General features: G+C 52.0%; 12 protein-coding genes. 5 read left to right on the top strand and 7 right to left on the bottom strand.

Features of this window, described 5'->3' with window-relative positions; translation table 11 throughout:
* Window positions 1–2: 2 nt before the first annotated feature.
* From HR45_RS08505 to HR45_RS08475, 7 genes are all read right to left on the bottom strand, one after another.
* Entirely contained in the window at window positions 3–698 is a 696-nt protein-coding gene (locus tag HR45_RS08505) for an electron transport complex subunit E (protein WP_037441888.1), read from the bottom strand.
* Entirely contained in the window at window positions 685–1,305 is a 621-nt protein-coding gene (locus HR45_RS08500; protein WP_037441887.1) for an RnfABCDGE type electron transport complex subunit G, read from the bottom strand. Before HR45_RS08500 ends, HR45_RS08505 begins: the two co-directional genes overlap by 14 nt.
* A complete protein-coding gene (locus HR45_RS08495) occupies window positions 1,302–2,300 on the bottom strand; it encodes an RnfABCDGE type electron transport complex subunit D (protein ID WP_037441884.1) in 999 nt (332 codons plus the stop codon). Before HR45_RS08495 ends, HR45_RS08500 begins: the two co-directional genes overlap by 4 nt.
* Window positions 2,293–3,777 carry an electron transport complex subunit RsxC gene (gene rsxC, locus HR45_RS08490; protein ID WP_037441883.1) on the bottom strand — a complete coding sequence of 495 codons (1,485 nt, stop codon included), beginning with the start codon at window positions 3,775–3,777 and terminating at the stop codon, window positions 2,293–2,295. The genes HR45_RS08495 and rsxC overlap by 8 nt, the downstream gene beginning before the upstream one ends.
* 8 nt (window positions 3,778–3,785) lie before the next feature.
* Complete coding sequence (locus tag HR45_RS08485) at window positions 3,786–4,331, bottom strand: RnfABCDGE type electron transport complex subunit B (protein WP_037441881.1); 546 nt, start codon at window positions 4,329–4,331, stop codon at window positions 3,786–3,788.
* Window positions 4,332–4,340: 9 nt separating this feature from the next.
* Entirely contained in the window at window positions 4,341–4,916 is a 576-nt protein-coding gene (gene rsxA, locus HR45_RS08480) for an electron transport complex subunit RsxA (protein WP_037441877.1), read from the bottom strand.
* 273 nt (window positions 4,917–5,189) lie between these two features.
* On the bottom strand, window positions 5,190–6,200 hold the full coding sequence (locus HR45_RS08475) for an alpha/beta fold hydrolase (RefSeq protein ID WP_052074613.1): 1,011 nt from the start codon (window positions 6,198–6,200) through the stop codon (window positions 5,190–5,192).
* A 418-nt stretch (window positions 6,201–6,618) separates the two neighbouring features.
* Here HR45_RS08475 and nifL point away from each other — a divergent pair, with 418 nt between their 5' ends.
* The 5 genes from nifL (at window position 6,619) to HR45_RS08450 (ending at window position 12,049) form a co-directional block, all read left to right on the top strand.
* Entirely contained in the window at window positions 6,619–8,148 is a 1,530-nt protein-coding gene (gene nifL, locus HR45_RS08470) for a nitrogen fixation negative regulator NifL (RefSeq protein ID WP_037441874.1), read from the top strand.
* A 7-nt stretch (window positions 8,149–8,155) separates the two neighbouring features.
* On the top strand, window positions 8,156–9,736 hold the full coding sequence (gene nifA / locus HR45_RS08465) for a nif-specific transcriptional activator NifA (RefSeq protein ID WP_037441871.1): 1,581 nt from the start codon (window positions 8,156–8,158) through the stop codon (window positions 9,734–9,736).
* Window positions 9,737–9,895: 159 nt separating this feature from the next.
* A complete protein-coding gene (gene nifB, locus HR45_RS08460) occupies window positions 9,896–11,248 on the top strand; it encodes a nitrogenase cofactor biosynthesis protein NifB (RefSeq protein WP_037441997.1) in 1,353 nt (450 codons plus the stop codon).
* Complete coding sequence (locus HR45_RS08455; RefSeq protein ID WP_037441867.1) at window positions 11,229–11,489, top strand: 4Fe-4S dicluster domain-containing protein; 261 nt, start codon at window positions 11,229–11,231, stop codon at window positions 11,487–11,489. The genes nifB and HR45_RS08455 overlap by 20 nt, the downstream gene beginning before the upstream one ends.
* Window positions 11,489–12,049, top strand: coding sequence for a nitrogen fixation protein NifQ (locus HR45_RS08450; RefSeq protein WP_037441863.1), 561 nt, complete (start codon window positions 11,489–11,491; stop codon window positions 12,047–12,049). Before HR45_RS08455 ends, HR45_RS08450 begins: the two co-directional genes overlap by 1 nt.
* Window positions 12,050–12,060: the final 11 nt, after the last annotated feature.

Raw genomic sequence — 12,060 nt, 5'->3', positions numbered from 1 at the left:
GGTTAACCTCCGGTCACGGGCGCCGCCGCAATAGCACGACGCTCAGTCAACAGTTGCTCAACTTTCTGCTTTACCGCCAATACCGCGCCGAGGATCAAAAAGCCGCCTGGCGGCAGGATCACCAGCAATAAGCCACGATATTCCGGGATCACTGTGGTTTCTAAAAAAGCAAAGTGCTGTCCGAGTAGGAGTGACGCATTGGCAAACAAGGTACCGCTCCCCATCACTTCGCGAATGCCACCGAGCATAGTCAGTACCCAGGTAAAGCCTAATCCCATCGCCAAACCGTCAAGCAACGATGGCAATAATGGCGACTTACTGGCATAGGATTCCACCCGGCCGAGAATGGCGCAGTTGGTCACAATCAGTGGAATAAACAGCCCCAACACCTTGTGCAACGGATGTAGCCAAGCGTTCAACAGCGCATCAATCAGTGTCACTAATGAGGCGATAATGATGATATTGGCGGGAATACGCACCGCTTTGCTGATCACGCCTTTTGCCATCGACGTTAGGGCATTAGCAGCGATCATGACCACTGTAGTGGCTAAGCCCAAGCCGAGACCATTGGTAGCGCTACTGGTTACCGCTAACAGCGGACACAATGCCAATGACTGCTTGAGGACAATATTGTTGTCCCACATGCCCGCCGCCCAGATCTGCCGATACTGATGTTGCTGAGAATTAGTTTGCGTCATGGGGTTGTTCCTCCATGTTTTTGGCCAGTGCCTGCATTGCGGTATGAACACCATTCACCACCGCGCGCGGCGTAATGGTAGCGCCGGTAAATTGATCAAAGGTGCCACCATCTTTTTTCACCCCCCATAGCGGAGTGTTGGCAAGCGAATGTTGATTAAACTCGGTTACCCAAGGGCTTTTCGCCAATTCAATCTTGTCGCCAAGCCCCGGCGTTTCGCTATGACTGATGATGCGTACGCCAGTGATAACCCCTTCGGTATCAACGCCGACTAAAAAGCTGATGGTGCCACTAAAGCCCTCTTCAGTGCCGCGAACCACAAAGTGCGTGGTGCCGCCCTGACCGTTTTTGACGGTGAAGATCTCATAGTGGCGCTGTTGAATATCGATCGCTTCAGACTTAGCAAACACCTTGTTGGCATAGGTTGCGCCAGCCAGCACTTCATCCAGTAGCGCGTTTTGATCTTCTTCGATGCGCTGATTGATCAAGGGCCGAGTCCACAGTTCCACCAGCACCAAAATCAGTGCTGCTAACCCACAGATCGCCGCCAGCAAGCCACTTTGATAACCGATACTTTCTTTCCATTTATCCAGAGCAAGCTGCATCATGATTTCCTCGCCATAGATTTACTGCCAAACACGCTGGGGCGTAGATAGTGGTCAATTAGCGGGCTGGCAGCATTCACAATCAGCACCGCAAACGCCACCCCCTCGGGATAGTTGCCAAAAGAACGGATCAGCCAAATTAGCGCTCCGCAGGCGCCACCGTAGATTAATTGTCCGCGCACGCTGGTCGGTGAGGTAACCAAATCAGTTGCGATATAAAACGCACCGAGCATGGCGCCACCACTAAATAGCTGCACTAACGGAGAGCTAAAGCTTTCTGGCGCTATCAGGGATGCGATGGCCGCTGGCACGCACAGCCCTAACACGAATGACAGCGGAATTGCCCAGTGAATAATGCGGCGATAGAGCAACACCGCACCACCAAGCAGGATCAGCAGTGCACTGGTTTCACCGAGACTACCGCCGCCGAGCCCAAGGAATTGCGCCACAATTGATACTGGCTCATGGCTTAAACCACTGAGCGGCGTTGCCGCGGTCACTCCATCAAACTGCAACCAACCTTGCGGCACCGCCACTTGGTTACCGCTGAAATCGATCGGAGTCGGTACGGCCCAGTTGGTCATTTCAACGGGAAAACAGATCAGTAACATTACCCGTGCGAGCATGGCGGGATTAAACAGGTTTTGGCCTAAACCGCCATAAATCTGCTTGCCGACGATAATGGCAAATGCACTGCCGAACCCAGCTAACCACATAGGCACGGTCGCCGGTAAGCTCATCGCCAACAATAAGCCGGTGAGCAATGCCGAGCCATCCATGCAGGCGTTGGCGGCGCGCCCCATTAACTTCAGACAGAGGTATTCAGTGACGATAGCTATCACCGAGCACACCAAAATGGTCTGTAGACTGGCGAGCCCAAATTGATAAATACCCATCAAGGCTGCTGGCAGCAATGTCAGTACCACGGTATACATGATGCGGCTGCTAGTATTGCTGGTATGTGCGAACGGCCCGGCCTTAGGTTCAAAATCAATCATTTTCAGTCTCCTTCACTTTGCCTCTGGCGGGACGCGCCTTACGTGCTGCGGCTTTGGCAGCTTTGGCCGCCGCTTTTGCTGCCGCTTCGCGTTCTAAACGCTGCACACGTTCTTCATTCAGTGCCCGTGCGGTTGCTGAACGCTGCGCTTTCAAGCGGTTCGCATTAATAGAGCCTTTGGCAAACTGAAAGTACTGCACCAGCGGTAACGAAGCCGGGCAGACATAACTGCAGGCGCCGCAAGAAAGGCAGTGATTAACTCCCAGCTCTTCGGTTTTACTGAAATCGGATAAACGGGCGTAGGCCGCCATCTGAAACGGCATTAATCCCATCGGACAAGCGCGCACACACTGACCACAGCGAATACATTCGGTCTGCTCGCGGGTTTTCACCTCGTCGTCGGTCAACGCCAAAATGCCACCCACGGTTTTGTCGATGGGAATATAAGGGGAGGAGATCACTTGTCCCATCATCGGCCCGCCAAACAGCAAGCGCGAGGTGCTTTCTTTAACACCACCACAATATTCAATCACTTCATTCACTGGCGTGCCGACGGGCACTTCCACGTTACGTGGTGCGCCAATCCCTTTACCGGAGACGGTAATCACCCGGCTGACCAGAGGCCGACGAAAACGGGTCGCCTGGTAGACAGCGCGTGCAGTGGCGATGTTATGCACCAACACGCCAACCATACCGGCATGACCACCGGTCGGCACTTCCGCCCCGGTAAGGAATTTGATTAGATGGCGCTCGGAGCCCATCGGATAGATGCTCGGAGCGGCACGCACCTCAATCGCATCATCTTCAGATGCGGCAGACGTTAACTGCGCTAACGCATTGGGCTTATTATCTTCCACGCCGATAATCGCCTTCTTGGTGCCACTGGCGATCATTAGCAGTTTCACCCCAGCAATAATTTCAGGCGCATATTCCTGCATCGCCACATCATCACAGGTCAGATAGGGTTCGCACTCACCGCCGTTAATTACCAGCGTATGCGCGCCGCCTTTGCGAGCAAACTGCAGTTTCACCACAGTCGGGAAGCCCGCACCACCTAGGCCAACAATGCCCGCTTCTCGAACCCGCTCAATAATCTGTTCGCTGCTCAGCGCTAGATAGTTTTGTTGCGGATGGGTTTCGCCCCAGCGTCTATCGCTGTTGGCGCGAATAATAATGGTGTCACATTTCACCTTGGAGGGATGCGAGCTAAAGTGCGGCGTAATCCCTGTGACAATGCCGTTTACCGGTGCATGCAGCGGTGCCACCATGTCGTTGCGGCCGCTGGCGATCAGTTGTCCGCGGGTAACACTGTCCCCCGCTTTTACCAGTGGCGTCAGCGTGGCACCGTTACGTAACTGCAATGACAAAAACACATTGCGTGGCCAAAAGAAGCGATCTATGCCGCTGCCATTGGTTAGCGTCTTGTAGCTTTCTGGGTGAATACCACCGCGAAATGGGCGGCTTAATAAGTTCAACATAAGCGCTCCTATGCCGCCGCGTTGGCAGTGGCAGCCTGCTGCGGTTTAGGCCAAAACCAAGTACGGGTATCAGGTTCAACCTGCACCATGGTCAAACAGTCTTGCGGGCACACCTGAGTACATAGCTTGCAGCCAGTGCAGACATCGCTGATAACGGTGTGCATCTGCTTAGTCGCACCAACGATGGCGTCAAACGGACACGCCTTGTAGCAGCGGCCACAGCCAGAACAGTCAGCTTCGTTAACCTTGGCCACCCACTGAATATCTTCTTCGCCCATTTCGACCGAGACACCAAGCAGATCGGCAATGGTTTGTGTCAGCGACTGTCCGCCAAGAGGACAGGCGTTGGGATTTAGCTCGCCGCGTACCATAGCTTCAGCTGCCTGTCGGCAACCCGCCACGCCGCATTGTCCGCATTGGCCACCGGGCATCAGTGCCTCGATTTCATCCACCAACGGATTACTTTCCACCTTGAAAACTGACGATGCGTATCCCAACGCCGCCCCCAGTACCGCCCCCAGCAGTACAAAGAAAATCACCGTAATGATCATCATTTCCCCCTGTTAGACGATGCCGGCAAAACCCATAAACGCCATCGACAGCAAACCGGCTGTGATAAACGCGATGGGATTACCTTTAAACGCAGCAGGCACTCGATTCAGGCTGAGCTGACTGCGCAGCCCGGCAAACAGTACCAACACCACCATAAAGCCGACTGAAGAGCCCAAGCTGTACATCAGCGTTTGCATAAAGCTAAGGTCTTCCTGCACCGCCAATAACGCCACCCCTAATACGGCACAGTTGGTAGTGATCAACGGCAGGAATACACCAAGCGATTGATACAACGCGGGAAAGCTCTTTTTCACATATAGTTCGGTGAGCTGTACTACCGCCGCAATCACCAGAATAAAGGCGATAATGCGCATAAACTCTAAGTGCAGCGGTTTTAAAATAGCCGCCTCTAATACCCAGCTCATCAACGCCGCTAACGTCAGTACAAAGGTGGTGGCTAGGCCCATGCCTACAGCGCTATCTACCTTGCTGGACACGCCCATAAAGGGACATAGTCCAAGGAATTTGGCCAACACCACGTTGTTGACAAAGGCAGCACCGAGAAATATCAACAGCCCATCGGTCATCATCTCGCTCCTGAAAACATTACTTGCCAACCTAGGTGCATAGCTTGTGCCAGCGAAAAACACGCGCACGAAAATAAGTTAACCAATTGTTAAATAATGAGTTTATTTTTATGACAGATTTCATCGACACAGCGTTGTTTGTCAGGAAAGCAACAAAGCGTGTGGCGAGAATGAAGGATGTTATAAACACGACAGGCGTAAAGTAGCGTGGCAAAAGCCAATAAAAAGGCGACCCGCAGGCCGCCGTTAAGTAGCGAGTTTTACTGAAGAAAATTAATGGGTCGCGCCCAGTAAATACCGCAGTAGCTGTTGATGAAACTCTTTGGGTGCTTGCATCTGTGGTGCATGGCCGTAATTAGGAAACAGAACAAGGCGGCTATTGGGAATACGTTTGGCCGCCTCCCGTGCCAGTACCGGGTAGTTACCTAAGGTCTTGCGAATCTCCGGTGCCGCCAGCGCCTTACCCACTGCCGTGGTGTCTTGCTCGCCAATGAACAACAGTGTTGGCACTGTAAGCTGTTCAAACTCATAAAACACAGGTTGGGTGTAGATCATGTCGTACAGCAGCGCCGAGTTCCACGCCACGATCTCTTTGCCTGCGCCGCGATACATGCCCGCAAGCATCTGCACCCAAGGTTCATAATCGTCGCGCCACTGCCCGGCATAATACGTTTTGCGCTCGTAGTTACGAATCCCAGTGTCGGTTTTCTGTAACTCACTTTGATACCAGCCATCGACGCCAATATCCGGCACGCCTTTGGCTTTCCAATCTTCCAGCCCAATCGGATTCACCAGCACCAGTTGCTCGGTGGCGTTAGGATAAAGCAATGCATAGCGAATACCTAACATGCCACCAGTGGAATGCCCCATCACAATCGCTTTATCAATCTTCAGCGCAGCAAGTAACGCGTGAGTATTCGCGGCAAGCTGCTGAAAACTATATTGGTAAGCCGTAGGTTTGCTGGACTTACAAAATCCGATTTGATCGGCGGCGATTACCCGATATCCCGCTTCGGTCAGCGCCGTAATACTGTCCTGCCAGGTGGCCGCACAAAAGTTCTTACCATGCAACAATACGACCGTATGACCATTAGGCTGCTTGGCTGGCACATCCATATACGCCATATGCAGCTGGTTCCGCTGCGATTCAAAGTTAAATTGCTTTACCGGCCAAGGGTATTCAAATCCTTCCAATTCCGGGCCATAGGCCACCTTCTCCGCCGCCTGACAGTTCAGCACCGCCAGCAATGGCAGTGCCAATAGCGCTTTAGACAATAACGACATCAGTTACCTCCTGTAATTCGTTAACCACTGTTCAAGTCCGCTTCCCCCGCAAGCTTGGCTGCCAGTCTAGTGGAGCTAATTTAGAAGATCAAAAAACACAGATTGGTTATTTTTTGCACCAAGATTGCACACTAATAAAGAAAGATGATGCAACAGCCACCGCTATCCAACCTCATCAGCGCCGTTTAAACCGATTGTCGCAAAGCTGACAAACGCAGATGGCCGCTTAAAATTTGTCCTAAATCAAACAAAGCCTGTTTATTCAAAGAAATTCACTGTTATCAGTAAGTTGGCATGAGCAATAGCTAAGGATGGTCTGATTTATGCACTAACAGACAAAACGCGAGGTTTAACAATTGTGCAGTTTGGGACGAATGCGACGACTGCATCGTCCCACCTAATCTGATAAGGAAGGCTCATGGAACAACGTCACGACACGCTACCTACGTTACAGACGCCGCAAATTGGTCTAGACGCCTTTAAGCAGATCCTGCAACACGCGCCAATCGCCATCAGCATTACCGATCAAGCGGGTAATCTGCTGCTGATCAATCAAACGTTTGTGGATATCACCGGTTATCAAGAGAGTGAACTATTAGGCAATAACTGCTCAATGCTGTCTTATAAAGCCACGCCGCGTAGTGTTTACCAAAGCTTGTGGGGCGCGATCACTCGTGGTGAACATTGGCAGGGACAACTCATCAATAAACGCAAGAACGGCCAGCCTTATATCGCCGACATTTCAATTTCCAGCTTTACCAACAATGACGGTACACAGCTGTATTACTCGATTCACAAAGACATCACTGAACAACACGAGCTGCAAACCCATCAGAAAAACCAGTTCACCATGTTTCAGGCGGTGTTGAACTCAGCGCCGATCGCCATCGCGCTGATTGATGCGCAGCACAATGTCTTGTTCAGCAACCGTCGTTTTGAGCATCTTCATGACAGTATTCAACAGTCGCCAATTACGCTACTGGCCGACAGTTTAAGTGATGAATATGGTTTTAACTGTATTGAAGCTTTTATGGGGAATCGGCAGAACCGCTACAAAGGCATTCATATTCAACAAGATGGACCACTCGGTGAACGCTGGTTTGATTATGCACTGGCAAAAATTCCGGTTACCGACACCACTGCTGAGGCCTATTTTCATCCTTCAGACGAATACTACACAGTGGTCGCCATCAGTGATCGCACCAAAGAAAAGCTGCTAGTTGAAGAGCGCCGGATTAACTCAGTCAAACTGATGGCCAGCGACAACCGCTACGTGCATGCCATGCAGGAGGCGTTAATGGCCACGCTGCATCAACTGCAGGGGCCATTCAATATGATTGAGTCGGCAGTCAAAATTCTCAAAAAAACCAGTCATGCCTGCCCTGGGTTATCAGCCATGGACGAAGCGATGATCAACGCTGTCGATGCCATGAATGAGATCAAACAGGCAATCCCTGAGCGCAGCAACGAAGCCTTCCAACCAGTGAATCTCAATCAAGTGGTGCGCGATGCCACCGCGATTAGCACCGACGAGTTGCTGCTCACCAGCACCCATCTTGAGCTGGCACTGACACCTACTTTACCGTCGATATCCGGCATGCCCCACCGGCTGGTGCTGGCCTTAAAGCAGATTATCGACAATGCCGTTGATGCGATTCAGGCCTCCAAAGCTGATGAGCGCACCATGCTGATCTCCACCGCTGAAGATGACAACGACATCAGCATTATCGTCGAAGACAGCGGTGCCGGCGTACACGAAGATATTCGGCTGAAAGTGTTCCATCCGTTTTACAGCACTAAGCCACGGCATCAATCAGGTTGCCGCGGTATTGGGCTGTCGATAGTGCAGCAGGTACTAAACGAACACTCGGCCACGATATCGATTGCCGACAGCCCGCATCTTAAGGGTGCGAGTATTCGTCTGACCTTCCCAAAACATAGCTGGTGAGGTGCTTATGGGTGTAGAGATTTCTTTATTTGACCTAGAGCGCCAGTTACTGGCGGCCATGTATAAGATCAGTAGCGAACTGAACAGCAGTTTGAACTACACAGCATCGGCCAACAACGTGCTAAAAGTGCTGCATAACGAGTGCAAGCTGTTACATGGCATGTTGACCATTCTCGATGCCGAACGCGATATTTTGCTGATCAAGTCACTGCACAATCCGGGTCAGGCGACCGAGCCGGAAGAGAAGCAGGTGTACTACAAAGTTGGCGAAGGCATTGTCGGTGAAGTGCTCAAACATGGCAGTGCGATTGTGATTCGCCAGATTGGCAACGATAACCGCTTTGCCGACAAATTAGCGCTGTATGATTACGACAAGCCCTACATCTGTGTGCCGCTGCGAGATGGCACGAATAAGGTGATTGGCGCGCTATCGGCGCAACCACCGATGTGTGGTGATGACGAACTGGCAGCGCTATCACGCTTTTTGGAGATGATCGCCAACCTGATCGCCAAGAACGTGCAATTAGCCTACAAGGTGGAAACCAAAGAGAAACAGCTCGTTGACGAACGCGATGGGCTAAGACGCAAAGTGCGCAACAACTACAGTTTCAAAAACTTAGTGGGCCACACAAAGGCGATGCGGCAGATTTTCGAGCAAATTCGTCTGGTATCGCGTTGGGATTCCACCGTGTTACTGCGGGGTGAGTCGGGAACGGGTAAAGAGTTAGTGGCGAACGCTATTCACTACAACTCGCCGCGCGCCAACAACCCATTCGTCAAACTCAACTGTGCCGCCCTGCCGGATAACTTATTGGAATCAGAACTGTTTGGTCATGAAAAAGGTGCCTTTACTGGTGCAGTTAAGCAGCGTAAAGGCCGTTTCGAGATGGCTCACAACGGTACGATTTTCCTTGATGAAATTGGTGAAACCAGCCCCGCATTTCAGGCGAAATTACTGCGTGTATTGCAGGAGAAAGAGTTTGAACGCGTTGGCGGCACCGCAACCATTTCGGTCAACGTGCGCATCATTGCAGCCACCAACCGTAATCTGGAAGAGGAAGTCAGTCAGGGCAATTTCCGTGAAGATCTCTACTATCGTTTGAATGTAATGCCGATGTATCTGCCGCCATTGCGGGAGCGAACGGAAGATCTGCCAGAGCTGGCCGAGCATATGATCAAGCGCCTCGGACAAGCGCAATCACGAGAATTGTCGCTGACCGACAGCGCGGTGCGCGCCATGATGGCGTACAGCTGGCCGGGCAACGTGCGTGAGCTGGAAAATACGCTGGAGCGCGCCTCTGTACTGAGCGAATCTGGCACCATTGGCCCAGATCTGGTGACCTTTAGCCAAATCGATGCACCGCAATTCATTGCGCCTTCAAGTAGCCACAGCCATGCGGCAATGCCAAATCACAATAATGGCAGCGCAGTGGTACGTGAGCGTGTGATGGACGAACGTGAACAGGTGATTGATGCCTTAGAACGCTCCGGCTGGGTAAAGGCCAAAGCGGCGCGGTTGCTGAATATGACCCCACGGCAAATTGCCTATCGTATTCAGATTATGAATATCGAAATGAAAGAGCTGTAAGCCTACATCGGCCTTTGTCTGCTTTGCGACAATTGTCACCCGACAAGCAGACAGAGGCCAGCACAAACCATCCTAAGCTATTGATTCACATAAACACCCTTTCAGGAATAGAGTTTGCAACATCGCTGCATCATTGAGTTTTAAATGCCAGAGGTCACTATGGAACTTCACACCGATGAGCGTTTGTCAGCCGCAAGCACTGGCTGCTCCAGCAGCCAAGCAGAAGGCGCGTCTGTCAGCCATTTGTTGCCCAAAGATGTACAGCAACAGATCGCACGACATCCCTGTTATTCAAAACAGGCACACAAGTATGCGCGTATGCACCTGCCCGTCGCCCCGGCCTGCAATATTCAGTGCAACTACTGCAACCGCAAGTACGATTGCAGCAACGAGTCACGTCCCGGGGTAGTATCTCATCTGGTGGACCCGCACGGCGCATTGAAACAATTTCGCGCCATCAAAAAGCGCGCGCCTAATCTGACCGTCGTCGGCATCGCCGGTCCTGGAGATGCGCTGGCGAATCCCAAAGCGACCTTTAGTGCCTTAAAGCTTATCCGTGAAGAAGATCCAACTGCTCAGCTATGTATCTCAACCAATGGCTTAATGCTGGCAGAATATGCCGACGAACTCGCCGCCCATGGCGTGCACCATCTGACCATTACCATCAACACCATTGATCCTGTCATTGCTGCCAAAATCTATCCCTGGGTATATTACAATCATCGCCGCCTGCGCGGTTTAGCAGCCGCTGAGCGATTGATTGCCAATCAGCTTGCGGGCTTAGAAGCAGCAGCAAAACTCGGCATGTTGGTGAAGGTCAATACCGTACTTATCCCCGGCATTAATGATCAGCAGATTGCCACACTGTCTGCCGCGGTGAAGGCGCGCGGCGCATTGATGCACAACATCATGCCGCTGATTTCCGCCGCTGAACACGGCACTTATTTTGGCGTCACTGGCCAACGCGGCCCAACAGAGGCCGAGCTGAGCAGCGCCCGCGACGCGTCTGGGCAATTTATGCCGCAGATGACCCATTGCCAACAATGCCGTGCCGATGCAGTTGGCACCCTAGGCGGTGGCTGTGGAACTGAAGCTGCAAGCGAGACGAGCCAACCCATAAAGATCGCGGTCGCCACCAATGGCGGGCCGTTAATCAACACCCATTTTGGTCATGCGCAGCAGTTTGAGATTTATCAGCTTGATAGCGCCACCACTGAGTTTCACTTCTTAGAGCGGCGTCAGGTCGCGCAATACTGTAACGGCGCCAGCGAGTGCCCAGAGGAAGAAGCCGACAAACAAGCGATGTTTAAAGCAATCGAAGACTGCCGCATGGTGCTGTGCTCTCGCATTGGCATAGCCCCATGGCGCACGCTAGAGCAGATGGGCATTACCCCAAATGTGGATCACGCCTTTGCGCCTATCGATGAAGCACTCGCCACCCTTGCTAAAACTCAGCTAGCGCCAAAGGCCGACAGCCATAAGGAGAGCAACGATGAAGTATGCCATTACTGATAAATGCGTTGGTTGCCATGCCTGTTTGTTGGTGTGCCCCAGCAATGCTGTGTTTGCCGATCCCGATAATCCCAAGCAGTTTATGATCCATCCACGACGCTGTACTGGCTGTGAAGACAAGTTTGCCGATCCGCAATGTGCCAGCATCTGTCCCGTAGAAGAAGCGATCGTGAACGAGTCAGCAATGGCGGTTAATCCACTTGGTAGCCTGACTGGCATAGAACTACGGAGGGAGTGTTGATGCAGATTCCGATTGAACTGACACGAGCGCAGGAACTGGAACGCTTCTGGCAACCGATTGTCGACAGTTTTGCTAGCGGCGAAACAGTACTACCGCCATTTCTTGGGCTAGCAGAAGCGGGCTTTGGCGCTTTATGTGCCGACTTCGCCGCCAGCGATATTGAGGTAACGGTGCCGCTCGGCCAACATAAAACCCCGATTCGGCAAGTGCGGCAGGATATCGTTAACCTACGTAATAAAGAGCAGCAAGAGCTGATCACCCTGCTGATGGAAAACGCCAATCCGAACGCTTGCTATGCTCGCTTTGCCGCGGTGATTATTGCCAGTGGCTGCTTAGGTAATCGCCATCTTTGGAAAGATCTGGGGTTGCCGGAGCGGCCACGACTGAGTCAGATTTTTGCTTGGTATTTTCCGCCGTTGTTTGCTGGTAATGACCGGAATATGCGCTGGAAGCGCTTTTTATACAAACAGTTATGTGAGACTGGCGGCGATTATGTGTGTCGTGCGCCGAGTTGCGATCAATGTAATACCTATCAGGAATGCTTTGGCCCCGAAATTTAGCCTCGTGGCGG

The sequence above is a fragment of the Shewanella mangrovi genome, assembly GCF_000753795.1.
GTDB classification, from domain to species: Bacteria; Pseudomonadota; Gammaproteobacteria; order Enterobacterales; family Shewanellaceae; genus Shewanella; species Shewanella mangrovi.
This window is presented reverse-complemented; position numbering and strand designations above follow the sequence as displayed.